Consider the following 15,660-nt stretch of genomic DNA (forward strand, 5'->3'; position numbering starts at 1 on the left):
ATGCGAATTTTAGTTCTCGATAATTACGATTCCTTTACATATAACCTGGTCTACATCGTGCGACAGTTAGGGTATGGAAATCAGATGGATATATTCCGGAATGATAAAATCTCACTGAAGGAGGTCGATCAATATGATAAAATCTTGCTTTCGCCAGGACCGGGAGTCCCGAAAGATGCTGGGATTATGCCTGAATTGTTAAAGAAATATAGTGCTACAAAATCAATTTTGGGGGTGTGCTTAGGACATCAAGCCATTGGCGAGGCGTTTGGAAGCAGTTTGATCAACTTGTCAGAAGTACTTCATGGAGTAGCTTCACAAGTGTCTGTGAGACCTGATTTGCTTTTTAAAGGCGTTCCCGATACATTTAAGATAGGTAGATATCACTCTTGGGTTATTGACGAATCCACCCTTTCGCAAGACCTGGAGATCATTGCTCAAACTCCTGACAATCAAATCATGGGAGTAAGACATAAAACATTTGATGTAAGAGGGCTTCAGTTTCACCCAGAAAGCATTCTTACCGAAAATGGAGTACAAATAATTCAAAATTGGTTGGAGAATTCCTAATCATTCTTCTAACGTAAATCAATCCCATCATGAAAGATATTTTAAACCACCTCATTGCACATAAAACGCTTACTCAACTAGAGGCTAAAGAGGTATTGAAAAATATAACCAGTGGTAATTACAACCAAAGTCAAATTGCCGCTTTTATGACCATTTACCTGATGCGAAGCATCACCGTGGAAGAATTGTCTGGTTTTAGAGAAGCAATGCTAGAACTTTGTGTGCCGGTAGAAATTTCGGAATACGATGCCATGGACCTTTGTGGCACGGGTGGAGATGGGAAAGATACCTTTAATATCTCCACGCTTTCTTCTTTTGTGGTAGCAGGAGCAGGTCAAAATGTGGCAAAACATGGAAATACAGGGGTGTCTTCGATTTGTGGATCTTCCAACTTGTTAGCCTATTTCGGCTACGAGTTCACGAATGACATCGACAAAATCCGTCAAAGTCTAGATGATGTTGGGATTTGTTTTTTACATGCTCCACTATTTCATCCAGCTATGAAAAATGTTGCACCCATCAGAAAAGAGTTAGGCGTAAAAACCTTTTTCAATATGCTGGGGCCTATGGTAAACCCCAGCTTTCCTAGAAAGCAGCTCGTAGGTGTTTTTAGTCTTGAATTGGCCCGTTTATATGGGTATTTATATCAGGATATGAATGGAAGGTTTTCGATCCTTCATGCTTTGGACGGGTATGATGAAATCTCTCTAACTGGTCCATTTAAAATGATTTCCAATGAAGGAGAACGTGTGTTGAATCCAGAGAATATCGGTTTACCTACCTTGAGTGCAGATTCAATTTTGGGAGGAAGTACTGTTCAGGAGTCAGCAAAAATCTTTGAAAATATATTAAAAGGAAAAGGGACAAAAAGCCAGAATTCGGTGGTATTAGCCAATTCTGCTGCAGCCTTGGTTACAGCTGAGGAGGGTTTGTCCTTTGCTGATGCAGTCGGAAAAGCCGAAGAAGTTTTGCTTTCTGGCAAAGCTCTGGAAGTGTTTGAAGGCCTAGTAAATCCAAAAACCAGCGTCTCATTAGCCTAATAAATCATGAATATTCTAGATAAAATTATCGCTCGTAAGCAAGAAGAAGTAGCTGAAAAGAGCAGTTTGGTTCCAGTGAAATTGTTGGAGAAAAGTATCTTTTTCGAAGGAAAAGTGGTTTCCATGAAAAAGTATGTGACTGATCCTGAAAAATCCGGGATTATCTCTGAGTTCAAAAGGAAGTCTCCCTCTAAAGGACTGATCAACGGAGCTGCATTGGTGGAGGCAGTGAGTATAGGATATATGCAAGCAGGAGCCTCTGCTTTATCCATTTTGACAGATACCGATTTCTTTGGAGGAAGTAATGCGGATTTAAAAGAAGCAAGGAAATTCAATTTCTGCCCTATTTTAAGAAAGGATTTTGTGATCGATGAGTATCAGATCATTGAAGCGAAATCAATAGGAGCAGACTGTATTTTACTTATTGCTGCTGCTCTGGAGCCTATCAGGTTAAAGGAGTTGGCTTCTTTTGCCAAATCTTTGGGACTAGAAGTACTGATGGAGGTGCATGATGGGGAAGAATTAGAAAGAAGCGTTTGTGATGAGTTGGATTTAGTAGGTGTCAACAACAGGAACTTGAAGACATTTGATGTTTCCTTGGATACCTCTTTGGAGTTAGTGGACAAAATACCTTCCAATTTTGTGAAGATTTCTGAATCCGGAATATCTAATCCATCTACGCTTTTGACTTTGAAACAAGCTGGATTTGACGGATTTCTAATTGGGGAAAATTTCATGAAATCAAGTAGGCCGGAACAAGCAGCATATAATTTCATCAAGGAATATAAAAAACTGCTTGCAGAAGAAGAGAAAGTAGGAATCTGATGAAAGTCAAGGTTTGCGGAATGAGAGATTCCGATAATGTGCAGCAGCTACTTCAGGAAATTAAACCCGATTGGATGGGGTTGATATTTTACCCCAAATCCTCCAGGTATGTTTCTGCAGAATTATCAGAAGAGTTGAAAAACACCGAGGTATCGAAGGTTGGGGTGTTTGTGAATGAGTCAATTGAGACCATACTTTCTACAATTGAAGAATTTAATTTATCGGTCATCCAATTGCATGGCAGTGAAAGTCCGGCATATGTGAGCGAATTAAATGCAAAGACCGATAAAAGGATATGGAAGGTGGTTTCTGTAGCAGAGGAAATTGATTGGGAGTATTTGAGGGAATATGTGGACTTGGTGGAGTATTTTTTATTTGATACAGCAACCCCAGCTCACGGAGGATCAGGGAAGAAATTTAATTGGACTGTATTGGAGAGTTATCCTTTTGAGAAAGGATTTATTCTCAGCGGTGGGTTAGATGAGGATTCAGCTAAAGAAATCTTGGATTTAGCCAAAAAGCTCCCCCAATTAAAGGGGGTGGATTTGAACTCAAAATATGAAGATGCTCCTGGAGTAAAGAATATTGGAAAACTGAGAAATTTTAAAAAGAAATTAATTGGCAGTTTTTAAAAGCCAATAAACTAGAATAAAAATGATCAAAGTAGACGAAAAGGGATTTTACGGCAAGTTTGGTGGAGCTTATATTCCTGAAATGCTTCATCCCAATGTGGAAGAGTTAAGGGAGAATTATGAGTCGATTATGGCTTCACAAGAGTTTCAGGATGAATTCAGAGGGCTGTTGAAAGATTATGTAGGTCGACCTACTCCATTGTATTTTGCATCTAGACTTTCAGAGAAATACGGAGCTAAAATCTATCTTAAAAGAGAGGATTTGTGTCATACCGGAGCTCATAAAGTAAACAACACCATCGGTCAGATTATTTTAGCAAAGAAACTAGGTAAAAAGCGAATTATTGCGGAGACAGGAGCGGGGCAACACGGAGTAGCTACGGCTACCGTATGTGCTTTGATGGGAATGGAATGTACAGTTTATATGGGGGAAGTTGATATTGCAAGGCAGCATCCCAATGTGGAGCGTATGAAGATTTTGGGAGCGACGGTAGTACCTGCAACTTCCGGTTCCAAAACCTTGAAAGACGCTACGAATGAAGCCATGCGGGCTTGGATCAATAATCCCGTCGATACGCATTACATCATCGGTTCAGTGGTAGGACCACACCCTTATCCAGAGATGGTGGCCAGATTTCAGTCCGTCATTTCTGAAGAAATCAAGTGGCAATTAAAAGAAAAAGAAGGAAGAGAAAACCCTGACATCGTCATCGCTTGCGTAGGCGGTGGCTCCAATGCTGCTGGTGCTTTTTACCATTATTATAATACTCCTGAAGTAAGACTTGTGGCGGCGGAGGCAGCTGGCCTTGGAGTAAGTTCTGGCAAGTCGGCCGCCACTACAGCTTTGGGAACCCCAGGTATTTTACATGGATCGAAAACCATCTTAATGCAGACGGAGGATGGCCAAGTGGTAGAACCGCATTCCATTTCTGCTGGATTGGATTATCCAGGTATAGGTCCTGTTCACGCACATTTATTCGATGTAGGCAGAGGTGAGTTCGTTGCCGTGGAGGATAAAGATGCCATGGCAGCAGGGATTGAATTGAGTAAGCTAGAAGGGATTATTCCTGCAATTGAGTCTGCTCATGCCTTATATGCATTGAATTTAATAGAATACGCTAAAGACGATGTGATAGTAATCAACCTATCTGGGAGAGGTGATAAAGACCTAGATACTTACATTAAATGGGGAAAGTATTGAAGTCAAAAATAAGATGTAAAAAGGTTGAAGTGAACTATTGCTTCAATCATAGCTCACCTGCCATTTTTAATTATCACTAAAATCATGAACCGAATACATAAACTATTTAATGCACAAAAAGATCGGGTGCTCTCGATCTATTTCACAGCTGGTTTTCCGAAGCTAGAGGATACATTGCCTATCATGGAGGCTATTCAGGAAGGAGGAGCTGATATCATTGAAATTGGAGTTCCTTATTCTGATCCGGTTGCTGATGGTCCTACCATTCAGGAAAGTAATATGGTTGCTTTGGAAAATGGTATTTCCATGAAAAAGCTATTTACTCAACTTGAGGGTTTTCGCAATAAAATCCAACTTCCAGTGGTATTAATGGGTTATCTCAACCCCATCATGCAATATGGGATGGAGGCTTTTTGCAAAAAATGTCAAGAAGTGGGAATTGATGGATTGATCCTTCCAGATCTTCCTATGCAGCAATATTTAGATGAATACAAAGAGTTATTTGAACAGTATGGTCTTGTGAATACATTTCTAATATCTCCTCAGACTTCTGAGGCTAGGATTCGTGAAATTGACGAGCATTCCAATGGCTTTATCTATATGGTTTCATCTCATAGTATTACAGGGGCGAAAGCAGGAATTTCTGAGGAACAAATAGCTTATTTCAAGCGAGTGAAGGCGATGGAATTACAAAATCCTAGATTGATCGGCTTTGGAATTTCCGATTCAGAAACATTCTCAAAGGCTTCTGAGTATAGTAATGGGGCAATTATTGGTTCAGCATTTATCAAAGTATTAAAAAATTCAAAAGACCTTAAACAGGATATTCAAGGATATTTAAAAGAGGTGTTACATTAAAAACTGATTTTATAGTACGAAATCCTGAATTGTTCGATTCGTACTTTATAGTTCATAATTCGTATTTAGAAATGATTATTCAATTGCAACCCGATATTTCCGAAGCACAAAAGGAAAAATTGATTCAAAAAGTCAATGGCATCGGTTATAAGACTACTGAAGTAAAAACTCAATTAGGAGATTACTTAATCGGGATAGGGAAAAAGGAATTTGATATCCGAAAAATAGGCCAGTTGGATGGAATTGTTGATATCCACATCGTTTCTGATGAATATAAATTGGTTTCAAAAAAATGGAAAGCAAAACCTACTTCCATTGATTTGGGAGATAATGTGTTTATCAAAGATGGGGAAATGGCCATTATTACCGGTCCTTGTTCCATTGAGTCCGAAGAACAAATCCGTGCTGTGGTAGCCCATTGTGTGGAAAATAATGTGAAGATGATGCGAGGTGGAGTTTTCAAACCTAGAAGTAGCCCTTATGCATTTAGAGGGTTAGGCTTAGAGGGGCTGAAACTTTGGTATGAAATCGCTCATGAAGCAGGAATAAAGATCGTCACGGAAGTGATGCAAACTTCTCAAATAGAAGAAATGTATCCTTATGTAGATGTGTATCAAGTAGGGGCTAGAAATTCACAAAACTTCAACTTGCTCGATGAATTAGGTAAAGTAGATAAAGCAGTAATGATCAAGCGCGGGATTTCTGGAACGATTGAAGAATTATTGCAATCTGCAGAATATGTATTTTCTGGAGGAAATGAAAAGTTGATCCTATGTGAACGGGGAATCAGAACTTACGAAAGAGCTTCCAGAAACACCTTGGATTTGAATGCGATTCCAATCCTGAAAGCAAAATCACATTTACCTGTGATTGTGGATCCATCTCATGGTATTGGAATCAGGGCTTATGTTCCTCAGATGGCTTTGGCAGGTGTGATGTCAGGAGCAGATGGAATCATCTATGAGTCCCATGAAATTCCCGAGAAAGCCTATTCAGATGGTCAACAAACATTGGATTTTGCCCAAAGCACAAGATTGATTTCCTGGATTAGAGAGAGTTTCGCGATGAGAAAGGGATTTGAATTGCTTTAAATTATTGTTTTAGAGAAAACTCTCTGTAAATTAGATGCAGTAATTGTAAAACAAGATCTATTAAAGTTTCAATTTGTAATCAACAGTGAATCCTACACCAAGAACCTTTGTACACCATTCTTACCACCATTCTCAATGAAGGGGTAGGAATACTATGGTTTTTTGGTAAAAAATATAGAGGCCTATTCCTTCCTGGAGTAGGCCTTTTTTGTTATTGTGATTACGGTTATGCTGCTTCTCCAGAAGCAGCATCCAATGGTATGATTATCGTCCAGCTTCTGGAGAAGCAGGAAAACTGAAAACAAAATGTTGTTTGTGAGACACAAACCACGGCATTGTTATCGCCAAGCTTCTGAAGAAGCGGGACAACTGAAACTTATGATAAATAGAATAGTTATTAATATTCAAGAATATACCCAAATACCATGAACACAAAACCTAAGAATTGGGTCTTTAGCGACCCGCGACTTCAAAAACTCAGGCAGGAATATGGTCTGTATACCGAAGAGGATTTTAAGGTTTGGAAAATTCTCTTTGAAAGGCAGATGCCGAACTTACCCAAAGCTGCTTCTAAAGCCTATTTACAAGGAGTCAAAGAAGTCGGGTTTACTTCTGACAAAATTGCAAATTTTGAGGAGTTGAATGAAATTCTCAAAAAAAGTACGGGATGGGCAGTCCAAGTTGTCCCTGGTTTGATTGACGATGATTTGTTCTTTGGGCTATTAAATAATCGAAGATTTCCTTCTTCCACTTGGTTAAGGAAAATGGAGCAATTGGATTATTTGGAAGAGCCGGATATGTTTCATGATGCTTTTGCCCATATGCCAATGTTGACCAATCAACCTTATGTTGATTTTTTGGAAAAGCTATCTGGAATTGCCTTGAAACACATTGATAATCCTTGGGCTATTCAGTTATTGAGTAGGATTTATTGGTTTACCATTGAGTTTGGGTTAATAAAAGAGGATGGAGAGTTAAAAATTTACGGGGCTGGTATCTTAAGTTCGGCTGGAGAGACTAAATTCAGCCTTTCAAATGAACCGAAGCATTATGAATATGATGTGAGGAGGATTTTGAATCAAGAGTACTGGAAAGATCACTTTCAGGATAAATATTTTGTGATTGATAATTACGAGCAGCTTTATGAATCACTTCCGGAAATAGAGGAGGTATTGGAAGAGATGCTGGCAAGTAAGAAATAGAGAGGACGGATGTGGTGTTCAAAGAATGTGCAACTTGAGTGAATTAAATAAACTGATTGAAGACTGGAGAAAGTAGATGAAAATATGTTTTTCTATCTCTTTATTCTGGGAGGTCGTCACTGAAAAATGAAAATAGCAGTCATAAAATATAATTCAGGAAATGTCCAATCGGTGCTTTATGCACTGGAACGGTTAGGGGCAGATGCTGAACTGACGGATGATCCTGAAAAAATCAGGAAAGCAGACAAAGTAATTTTCCCTGGACAGGGAGAAGCAAGTTCTGCCATGAAATATCTGAAAGGGCGAAAACTCGATCAGTTGATTAAAGAGTTGAAGCAGCCTTTTCTTGGGGTATGTCTCGGGTTACAATTGCTTTGTGAGCATTCTGAAGAAAATGATACGGAATGTCTGAGTGTGTTTCCTGTGAAAGTAAAGCGATTTGTTCCAGAGAATTCCCAAGAATTTAAAGTGCCTCATGTGGGGTGGAATGAATTGGAGAATTTGGTGGCCAATCCATTATTGAAAGATTTGCCAGCCAATCCATTTGTATATTATGTACATAGCTTTTACGCCGAGTTAAGTGACTTGACTATTGCCCAGACGCATTATATTCATGATTTCTCGGCTATTTTACATCGAGATAATTATTATGCTATTCAAGCTCACCCAGAGAAGAGTGGTTTGGTAGGAGAGAAGCTGCTAAGTAATTTCTTAAGTATTTGAAAGTATTCTAATGATACTTTTACTTCGCTCCGTGTGAATTCACCTTCGATAACACACAAAGTGATTGGTAATTATCAGGTCGATCGGAGCCGAGAACAATAAATTTAATTCAAACCTAAATTGGCAAGTATTGCTACTTGCTATTACAGATAATGCAAATAATCCCAGCAATCGACCTCATTGGAGGAAAATGTGTTCGCCTTAGTCAGGGTGATTATTCCAGTAAAAAAGAATACCACGACGACCCTTTGGAAATGGCCAAGCGATTTGAAGGTGTTGGAATTCGTCGATTGCATCTAGTAGACTTGGATGGTGCCAAAGCAAAGAAAATCATCAATGGGGAGGTGCTGAAGAGAATTAGTTCTGGGACTTCTTTGCAGGTTGATTTTGGTGGTGGAATTCAAGCAGATGAAGAAATTGAAAAAGCATTTACGTTAGGTGCAAAACAAGTGACAGGAGGAAGCATAGCTGTGAAGAACTCGGAATTATTTAATACCTGGATTTCCAAGTTCGGCTCCGAGAAAATCATTTTGGGAGCTGATGCGAAAAACAGAAAAATAGCAGTGGGAGGCTGGGAAGAAACCACAACAGTAGACTTGATCCCATTTATTAAGGATTACGTGTCCAAAGGAATTAGCTATGTAATCTGTACAGATGTGGCCAAAGATGGCTTGCTTCAAGGTCCTTCTTCGGAACTGTATCAGGAAATTCTTCAAGAAATTCCAGGGGTGAAATTAATTGCGAGTGGAGGAGTATCCTCTGTCAAAGATTTGGAGGATTTGGAGAAAATAGGAGTTTATGGAACCATCGTTGGGAAAGCCTATTATGAAGGAAGAGTAAGCCTAGAGGAATTGGCAGCGTTTGTTTAAACAGGAAAGCTAAAAGCAGAAATCAATAAGATGTTAACAAAGAGAATCATCCCCTGCCTGGATATCAAAGAAGGAAGGACTGTCAAAGGAGTGAACTTCGTGGAGCTTCGGGATGCAGGAGACCCTGTGGAACTTGCAAAAATCTATTCCGATGAGGGAGCAGATGAGCTGGTGTTTTTGGATATCACTGCGACGGTAGACAAAAGAAAGACTTTAGCAGAGTTAGTGACCAAAGTAGCCAAAGCGATTAATATTCCATTTACCGTTGGGGGAGGAATATCCACCGTGGAAGATGTGAAAGTTCTTTTAAATGCTGGGGCAGATAAGATTTCCATCAATTCTTCAGCGGTCAAGAATCCTCAAGTGATCAATGAAATGGCTGCCGAATTCGGTTCACAGTGTATTGTGGTCGCCATTGACACCCGAAATGTAGATGGGATTGATTTTGTGCATACGCATGGAGGGCGTAAAGCCACTTTGTTGAAAACCCAGGCTTGGGCTCAGGAAGTTTGTGATCGTGGGGCAGGTGAGATCCTATTGACTTCTATGGACCATGATGGAACCAAAGCTGGGTTTGCCAATGAATTGCTTTCTGAAATTTCTTCTGCCCTTTCTATACCAGTGATTGCATCTGGAGGGGCAGGTACTATGGAACATTTCCGAGATGTGTTTACCTTTGGAAAAGCAGATGCAGCCTTGGCAGCAAGTATTTTTCACTTTAAGGAGATTGGAATCCCTGAATTGAAAAGTTACCTAGCAGGTTCAGAAATCAGTATAAGGAAGTAAAAGAGACGCTAGGTGTAAATTTCAAGATGCTAGAACCAAATCTTTAAAGGTAAGAAATGGAACTAGTGTCAGGCCGATCATCCAGATTAGCTATCGGGATCTAGGCCTTGAAAAAAAACTAGCTAGTAAATAATTAACAAAACCTTTGAGGTTTCTGAAACCTCAAAGGTTAATTGAGAAGACATGAAAATAGATTTCAAAAAAATGGATGGCTTGGTGCCGGCCATCATTCAAGATGCACTCAGCGGAACAGTGCTGATGCAGGGGTATATGAATGAAGAGGCTTTGGCAAAAACCGAGAAATCAGGTTTAGTGACTTTTTATAGTAGAAGCAAAAATAGACTTTGGACAAAAGGAGAAACTTCTGGTAATTTTATGGAAGTAGTTTCTATTGCCTTTGATTGCGATGGGGATTCGATATTAGTAAAAGCAAATCCAAGAGGTCCTGTATGTCATACTGGAGCAGATACTTGTTTTGCTGAGTTAAATTCCTCCAAAACCGGATTCATAGACCAGCTTAGAGCCATCATAAAGGACCGAAAAAATAACCCAACTGATCAGTCCTATACCGCTTCGCTTTTTGCCAAAGGAATCAATAAAGTAGCTCAAAAAGTTGGAGAAGAAGCGGTGGAAATAGTCATTGAAGCAAAGGATGACAATAAGGAATTATTTATGGGAGAGGCTGCAGATTTATTATACCATTATTTGGTTTTATTGGAGGCCAAAGGATATGAATTGGATGAAGTGATAGAAGTTTTGATTGACCGGCATAAGAAATAAAAAACGGTTTAAAATGTTCTAGCACGCTAAAAGTGTCAGACTATGGGGAGGTAATTTAAATTTTCAAGGGTCATTCTTTAAAAAGCTGGAAACTCTTTCCTTAAACCTGTAAAAGCATCGATCATTTCCCATTTTGGTTTAAAGTAGGAGTTCATTAACCTTCCACTAACAGTTCCATTTTGTAAATATTGAAGTGCAGTGGCAAGTCTTAAATCATTTTCATTACCCCAGTTGAATTGTGGAGAATCTCCTACCAAAAACTCTGCTGGGAACCCATCAAAATATTCTGCTTTACCTTGGGCATTTGCAGTCGCGAACGTGATGGGTACCAATTCAACATCATTTTCTTTCAGTATTGGGAAGTAACTGGACAATGGAAAAGATCCCACTGGCTTTCCATACGTTTTGTCCCCAACTAGAATGATGTCTAAATAAGGGTCCAAAGAATTAATTATGAGCTCGGAAGCTGAAGCTGTTCCTCTGGAAGTGATGAATACTATTTGATTTAGATTTATTCCTCCTGTTTTTCTAAAGTTTACGCTTTTCTCATAGTTAGGCTTAAGGTAATTTAGCTTATTGGTGTACATCAGTTTGCTACCGTTAGAAGAATTAATTAGGTAGTTGTTGATTTGTTCTGCTACTGCAACAGATCCGCCCCCATTGTATCTGAGGTCTATGATTAAATCGCTTATGTTTTGAGATTCGAAATATTCAAATGAATCCTGAACCTCTTGACTTCTTGTGGGATTTAGACCTTCAGTAGCCTTGAAACTATTATAAACCCAATACCCAACTTTCTTCTCTCCTACATCAAATACATTTTTATAAAGAACTGAATTTGATTGGTATTCAGCCTTGGTATTGCTTCTTGTAGTGGTGGTTCCGTCTGGTAATTTGAAAGTAAAGGTGTTGGTAATGCCGGGATCAGCAGGTCCTAATTTGAAATCATATGCTCCGGTATTGGTTTTGTAATTGGAAATAGGTTTTCCATTTATTTCTACTATTTCCCAACCTCTTTCCCATCCATCTTTTCCGGCGGGAGCTTCCTGAAATACAAAGGTTAGGTAAAGTCTATCTTCTCCATCAAATCCGAATCCGAATCCATGTCCCGCATTTCTTCCCACGAATGCATTATTAAAAGCTTCTTGGGTGGTGAGGTATGAAAATCGATCAAGAGGTTTAAATTTTATAGCCTCTAAAAACTCCTCGTTGGAATCAAAGTCAGTTACCGTTGGTTTTACAGGAAGATCCTGATTCCAATAATACCACTCCTCCATAGCATCATAAATTGCATCTCGGACTAATTCACCTTGAGGATTAGGTATGGGGTCATCTCCTGGGTTGCAAGAGAATAATCCGATACATATCAAACTGAACAGCCAAAGTTTACTTTTCATGATTAGAGAAATTTATTAAATAGATACGTGATACTTTGGAATCAGGATGAGTTTCATCTTAAATAGCTATATCGTACACCTGAACTTTCTTCCACATGGAGGAATATTTTTCAATAAATTCCAAATGGAGTGGATCTGATTGATATACGTCTTGATCTTCCAGACTGTCAAAGAATAAGGTACAAGAAACCTGAAAAGAGTGGTCTACAACGTCTCTATCAGCAGTATCGGCAGGAGTGCCTGCAATGAATTTTCCAACGGTTTTACACCTGCCCAGCATAGGTACAGCTTCTGTTAAAAACTCTTTGGTATTGGCTACATCATGAAGCCAAAAATAAACCTGGTGGATCATTTTTTGTTTTGCCATTTCGTTAGCGATTGAATTTAAAGGTAATATGGCTGAAGCACTTGCAACGCCTACGGTTTTTAAGAATTGTCTTCTTGATTTCATGTTAATAGGATTGATAAGCTCTTCGGATTCTTCAAAAACTGCTTTAAGAATCCTCAAAGATTCTAAAGATAAAAATTTATATTGCTTTTCGATAACTGTTTAAATCTTCCCTGAGTCTTAGGTTTTTTATAGGCCATTCTTTAACAATAAACATCCATGAATTATCGCAAATTAGGAAAAACAGGATTTGAAATATCTGAAATAGGACTTGGTACTTGGCAAGTTGGTGGAGGATGGGGAAAACCCTTCAGTCCGAAAATTGCAGAGGAACTTTTACATTCCGCAATCGATAAGGGAGTGAATTTTGTAGATACGGCAGACGTGTATGATGCTGGCTTAAGCGAGGCCGCGGTAGGAAAAGTCGTACGGGAAAGGTCAGAAAAAATATATGTTGCTACCAAATGTGGGCGACGAATCCAGCCTCATGTAAATGAAGGTTATTCTACAGAAAAATTAAGAAGGTATGTGGAAGATAGTTTGCGGAATACAGGGTTGGAAAGGCTGGACTTAATTCAGTTACATTGCCCTCCGGAATTAGTTTATAAGCGAGATGAAATTTTTGGACTCTTTGAAGATTTAAGAGCTGAAGGTAAAATTTCCGCCATGGGGGTCAGCGTAGAAAAGATCACTGAGGGCTTAAGTGCGATCAAATATGATATTGTTTCTACCATTCAAGTGATTTTTAATATGTTTAGGCAAAAGCCCTATGAATTATTATTTAGAAACGCCAAGAAAAATGACATTGGGATTATAGTAAGGGTTCCTCTGGCAAGTGGATTATTGACAGGTAAAATCACAAAAGAATCCACTTTCCCAAAAGATGATCATAGGCACTTTAACCGAGAGGGAAAAGCCTTTGACAAAGGGGAAACCTTTTCTGGTGTACCATTTGATTTGGGTTTGTCTGCTGTTGAGGAATTACAATCTTTGTTGAACATAGATTATTCTTTGGCATCTTTTGCCTTGAAATGGGTTTTGATGTTTCCAGAGGTGAGTACTGTGATTCCTGGCGCATCCAATTTGGATCAATTGGAAAGTAATGTAAAGGTTTCGGATTTACCATCTCTATCAGCAGAACAGATGGAAGTCGTAAAGACCGTATATGAAAAATATATTAAAGAGGAAGTCCACCATTTGTGGTAAGGAAGAAAGCCAATTTTTTTAAAGGGAAGAAGGTGTTTTGTGGAAAAGAGAAAGTAATTCACTTACAAAAAAGTAGGGGTTATAATCCCTTGTTTTCCTTTTAAAAATGCATTTTTAGTGGAGTAAAAAAAATCCCGTAGACTTTGGCCTACGGGATCAAATATGGATTAAGTTGCTCTAATTAAGCATCTTTCTTAGCCATTCTGGTTCTTTCACCCTCATCCAAATAAATTTTTCTCATTCGGATAGTTTTAGGAGTGATTTCAAGGTACTCATCCTTCTGGATGTATTCCATGGATTCTTCCAAGGAGAACTTCACAGCAGGAGCAATTTTGGTATTATCATCAGAACCAGAAGCTCTCATGTTTGTCAATTTCTTACCCTTCTGTACGTTTACCACGATGTCATTGTCTCTGTTGTGAGCTCCAATAACTTGGCCACCGTATAGTTCTTCTCCTGGATTTACAAAGAAGGTTCCTCTATCCTGAAGCTTATCAATTGCATAAGCAGTACATGGACCACCTTCCATGGAAATGATTGATCCTGTATTTCTTTCTGGAATAGCTCCTTTGAATGGTTCGTAAGCAGTAAATCTATGATTCATGATCGCTTCACCTTGCGTAGCGGTCAATACATTGTTTCTCAAACCAATCAAACCTCTAGAAGGGATCTTGAATTCAAGGTGCTGTAAATCACCTTTTGGCTCCATGATTAACAATTCACCTTTTCTCTGGGTAGCCAATTCAATTACTTTACCAGAAGATTCAGCAGGAACGTCAACGACCAAGGTTTCGATAGGTTCACAATTTACTCCATCGATTTCTCTATAGATTACCTGAGGCTGCCCTACTTGTAATTCATATCCTTCTCTTCTCATTGTTTCGATCAAAACTGACAAGTGAAGAATACCACGTCCATAAACCAAGAACTTGTCTTCAGAATCCGTTGGTTCTACTCTTAGTGCCAAGTTCTTCTCAGTCTCTTTCATCAAACGATCTCTCAAGTGACGGGAGGTCACAAATTTACCTTCTTTACCAAAGAAAGGAGAGTTGTTGATGGTGAAGAGCATGTTCATCGTTGGCTCATCAATAGCAATTCTTGGTAGAGGCTCAGGGTTTTCTGCTGCAGCAATAGTGTCTCCGATTTCAAAATCTTCAATACCGGTTACTGCACAAATATCTCCAGCTACCACTTCAGTCACTTTAGCTTTTCCAAGTCCTTCAAACGTGTGAAGTTCTTTTACTTTTACCTTTTTAAATACTCCGTCAGCTTTGCAAAGCGTTACTTGAGCACCTTCTTTGATTGTCCCTCTTTTTACTCTTCCGATGGCGATACGGCCTACAAAATTGGAGTAATCCAATGATGTTACCTGCATCTGAAGAGACCCTTCGTCAATTTTTGGAGCAGGAATATGGTCTACAATAGCATCAAGTAATGGAATAATGGAATCCGTTGGTTTTTGCCAATCTGGTCCCATCCAGTTCTGCTTAGCTGACCCGTAAAGTGTTTGGAAATCCAATTGCTCTTCAGTTGCATCTAAGTTGAACATCAAATCAAAAACTGCCTCGTGAACTTCATCAGGACGACAATTCTCTTTATCAACTTTGTTTACTACTACAATTGGAGTTAATCCTAAGTCCAATGCTTTTCCAAGAACGAATCTTGTTTGTGGCATTGGGCCTTCAAAAGCATCTACCAATAGAATAACTCCATCAGCCATCTTCAATACACGTTCTACCTCACCACCAAAGTCGGCGTGACCAGGAGTGTCAATGATGTTGATTTTAGTATCTCTATAACGAACAGATACGTTTTTTGAAAGGATTGTAATCCCTCTTTCACGTTCCAAATCGTTATTATCCAAAATCAGGTCATCGAACTGCTGGTTCTCTCTGAAGATCTTTGAAGCATGAATGATTTTGTCAACCAAAGTTGTCTTGCCGTGGTCAACGTGTGCGATGATCGCGATATTCCGAATATTCTGCATGGTTTGCCTAATTGAGCCGCAAAAGTACGAATAAAATTTGGGAATTAGGTTATGGAAATATTAATGATGAGATCTTAGTGCTGAAATCCTTGGAAAAATCTTCTC

At 39.1% G+C, this 15,660-nt stretch carries 17 protein-coding genes; 14 read left to right on the top strand and 3 right to left on the bottom strand.

Features of this window, described 5'->3' with window-relative positions; genetic code table 11:
- The 13 genes from BUR11_RS18750 to hisIE all read left to right on the top strand — a co-directional run bounded on the left by BUR11_RS18750 (window position 1) and on the right by hisIE (window position 10,577).
- Window positions 1-570: an anthranilate synthase component II gene (locus BUR11_RS18750; protein ID WP_074226542.1), complete on the top strand. Its 570-nt coding sequence runs from the start codon at window positions 1-3 to the stop codon at window positions 568-570.
- Window positions 571-599: 29 nt separating this feature from the next.
- Window positions 600-1,610, top strand: a complete 1,011-nt coding sequence (trpD, locus tag BUR11_RS18755) for an anthranilate phosphoribosyltransferase (protein ID WP_074226543.1) — start codon at window positions 600-602, stop codon at window positions 1,608-1,610.
- Between the two features lie 6 nt (window positions 1,611-1,616).
- On the top strand, window positions 1,617-2,435 hold the full coding sequence (gene trpC, locus BUR11_RS18760) for an indole-3-glycerol phosphate synthase TrpC (RefSeq protein ID WP_074226544.1): 819 nt from the start codon (window positions 1,617-1,619) through the stop codon (window positions 2,433-2,435).
- Window positions 2,435-3,067 carry a phosphoribosylanthranilate isomerase gene (locus BUR11_RS18765; protein WP_074226545.1) on the top strand — a complete coding sequence of 211 codons (633 nt, stop codon included), beginning with the start codon at window positions 2,435-2,437 and terminating at the stop codon, window positions 3,065-3,067. The genes trpC and BUR11_RS18765 overlap by 1 nt, the downstream gene beginning before the upstream one ends.
- A 22-nt stretch (window positions 3,068-3,089) precedes the next feature.
- Window positions 3,090-4,268, top strand: a complete 1,179-nt coding sequence (gene trpB, locus BUR11_RS18770; RefSeq protein ID WP_074226546.1) for a tryptophan synthase subunit beta — start codon at window positions 3,090-3,092, stop codon at window positions 4,266-4,268.
- Window positions 4,269-4,352: 84 nt separating this feature from the next.
- Window positions 4,353-5,126, top strand: a complete 774-nt coding sequence (gene trpA / locus BUR11_RS18775) for a tryptophan synthase subunit alpha (protein ID WP_074226547.1) — start codon at window positions 4,353-4,355, stop codon at window positions 5,124-5,126.
- A gap of 71 nt (window positions 5,127-5,197) precedes the next feature.
- Window positions 5,198-6,217 carry a bifunctional 3-deoxy-7-phosphoheptulonate synthase/chorismate mutase gene (locus tag BUR11_RS18780; RefSeq protein ID WP_074226548.1) on the top strand — a complete coding sequence of 340 codons (1,020 nt, stop codon included), beginning with the start codon at window positions 5,198-5,200 and terminating at the stop codon, window positions 6,215-6,217.
- A 107-nt stretch (window positions 6,218-6,324) separates the two neighbouring features.
- Entirely contained in the window at window positions 6,325-6,516 is a 192-nt protein-coding gene (locus BUR11_RS18785) for a hypothetical protein (protein WP_074226549.1), read from the top strand.
- Window positions 6,517-6,642: 126 nt separating this feature from the next.
- The gene (locus BUR11_RS18790) at window positions 6,643-7,419 is read left to right on the top strand and encodes a phenylalanine 4-monooxygenase (RefSeq protein WP_074226550.1); all 777 of its coding nucleotides are present in this window, start codon (window positions 6,643-6,645) and stop codon (window positions 7,417-7,419) included.
- A gap of 126 nt (window positions 7,420-7,545) precedes the next feature.
- On the top strand, window positions 7,546-8,142 hold the full coding sequence (gene hisH / locus BUR11_RS18795; RefSeq protein ID WP_074226551.1) for an imidazole glycerol phosphate synthase subunit HisH: 597 nt from the start codon (window positions 7,546-7,548) through the stop codon (window positions 8,140-8,142).
- 152 nt (window positions 8,143-8,294) lie between these two features.
- On the top strand, window positions 8,295-9,011 hold the full coding sequence (gene hisA, locus BUR11_RS18800; protein ID WP_074226552.1) for a 1-(5-phosphoribosyl)-5-[(5-phosphoribosylamino)methylideneamino]imidazole-4-carboxamide isomerase: 717 nt from the start codon (window positions 8,295-8,297) through the stop codon (window positions 9,009-9,011).
- A gap of 30 nt (window positions 9,012-9,041) precedes the next feature.
- Window positions 9,042-9,797 (top strand): imidazole glycerol phosphate synthase subunit HisF, encoded by a 756-nt coding sequence (hisF, locus tag BUR11_RS18805; RefSeq protein ID WP_074226553.1) that lies wholly within the window; start codon window positions 9,042-9,044, stop codon window positions 9,795-9,797.
- Between the two features lie 183 nt (window positions 9,798-9,980).
- Window positions 9,981-10,577: a bifunctional phosphoribosyl-AMP cyclohydrolase/phosphoribosyl-ATP diphosphatase HisIE gene (hisIE, locus tag BUR11_RS18810; protein ID WP_074226554.1), complete on the top strand. Its 597-nt coding sequence runs from the start codon at window positions 9,981-9,983 to the stop codon at window positions 10,575-10,577.
- A gap of 77 nt (window positions 10,578-10,654) precedes the next feature.
- Here the strand turns inward: hisIE and BUR11_RS18815 are convergent, their stop codons facing one another.
- On the bottom strand, window positions 10,655-11,974 hold the full coding sequence (locus BUR11_RS18815; protein WP_074226555.1) for a S41 family peptidase: 1,320 nt from the start codon (window positions 11,972-11,974) through the stop codon (window positions 10,655-10,657).
- 58 nt (window positions 11,975-12,032) lie between these two features.
- The gene (locus BUR11_RS18820) at window positions 12,033-12,425 is read right to left on the bottom strand and encodes a Dabb family protein (protein WP_074226617.1); all 393 of its coding nucleotides are present in this window, start codon (window positions 12,423-12,425) and stop codon (window positions 12,033-12,035) included.
- A 156-nt stretch (window positions 12,426-12,581) separates the two neighbouring features.
- Here BUR11_RS18820 and BUR11_RS18825 point away from each other — a divergent pair, with 156 nt between their 5' ends.
- Window positions 12,582-13,568: an aldo/keto reductase gene (locus BUR11_RS18825; protein ID WP_074226556.1), complete on the top strand. Its 987-nt coding sequence runs from the start codon at window positions 12,582-12,584 to the stop codon at window positions 13,566-13,568.
- Window positions 13,569-13,749: 181 nt separating this feature from the next.
- On the opposite strand, the gene typA is transcribed toward BUR11_RS18825, so the two are convergent.
- Entirely contained in the window at window positions 13,750-15,555 is a 1,806-nt protein-coding gene (gene typA / locus BUR11_RS18830; protein ID WP_074226557.1) for a translational GTPase TypA, read from the bottom strand.
- Between the last annotated feature and the right edge of the window lie 105 nt (window positions 15,556-15,660).

It is taken from the genome of Algoriphagus halophilus (assembly GCF_900129785.1).
Lineage (GTDB): Bacteria > Bacteroidota > Bacteroidia > Cytophagales > Cyclobacteriaceae > Algoriphagus > Algoriphagus halophilus.

Bases quoted from the DNA above. Each gene is read 5' to 3' on its own strand.
- BUR11_RS18750 (WP_074226542.1), top strand. From the start codon at position 1: ATGCGAATTTTAGTTCTCGATAATTACGATTCCTTTACATATAACCTG.
- trpD (WP_074226543.1), top strand. From the start codon at position 600: ATGAAAGATATTTTAAACCACCTCATTGCACATAAAACGCTTACTCAA.
- trpC (WP_074226544.1), top strand. From the start codon at position 1,617: ATGAATATTCTAGATAAAATTATCGCTCGTAAGCAAGAAGAAGTAGCT.
- BUR11_RS18765 (WP_074226545.1), top strand. From the start codon at position 2,435: ATGAAAGTCAAGGTTTGCGGAATGAGAGATTCCGATAATGTGCAGCAG.
- trpB (WP_074226546.1), top strand. From the start codon at position 3,090: ATGATCAAAGTAGACGAAAAGGGATTTTACGGCAAGTTTGGTGGAGCT.
- trpA (WP_074226547.1), top strand. From the start codon at position 4,353: ATGAACCGAATACATAAACTATTTAATGCACAAAAAGATCGGGTGCTC.
- BUR11_RS18780 (WP_074226548.1), top strand. From the start codon at position 5,198: ATGATTATTCAATTGCAACCCGATATTTCCGAAGCACAAAAGGAAAAA.
- BUR11_RS18790 (WP_074226550.1), top strand. From the start codon at position 6,643: ATGAACACAAAACCTAAGAATTGGGTCTTTAGCGACCCGCGACTTCAA.
- hisH (WP_074226551.1), top strand. From the start codon at position 7,546: ATGAAAATAGCAGTCATAAAATATAATTCAGGAAATGTCCAATCGGTG.
- hisA (WP_074226552.1), top strand. From the start codon at position 8,295: ATGCAAATAATCCCAGCAATCGACCTCATTGGAGGAAAATGTGTTCGC.
- hisF (WP_074226553.1), top strand. From the start codon at position 9,042: ATGTTAACAAAGAGAATCATCCCCTGCCTGGATATCAAAGAAGGAAGG.
- hisIE (WP_074226554.1), top strand. From the start codon at position 9,981: ATGAAAATAGATTTCAAAAAAATGGATGGCTTGGTGCCGGCCATCATT.
- BUR11_RS18815 (WP_074226555.1), bottom strand. From the start codon at position 11,974: ATGAAAAGTAAACTTTGGCTGTTCAGTTTGATATGTATCGGATTATTC.
- BUR11_RS18820 (WP_074226617.1), bottom strand. From the start codon at position 12,425: ATGAAATCAAGAAGACAATTCTTAAAAACCGTAGGCGTTGCAAGTGCT.
- BUR11_RS18825 (WP_074226556.1), top strand. From the start codon at position 12,582: ATGAATTATCGCAAATTAGGAAAAACAGGATTTGAAATATCTGAAATA.
- typA (WP_074226557.1), bottom strand. From the start codon at position 15,555: ATGCAGAATATTCGGAATATCGCGATCATCGCACACGTTGACCACGGC.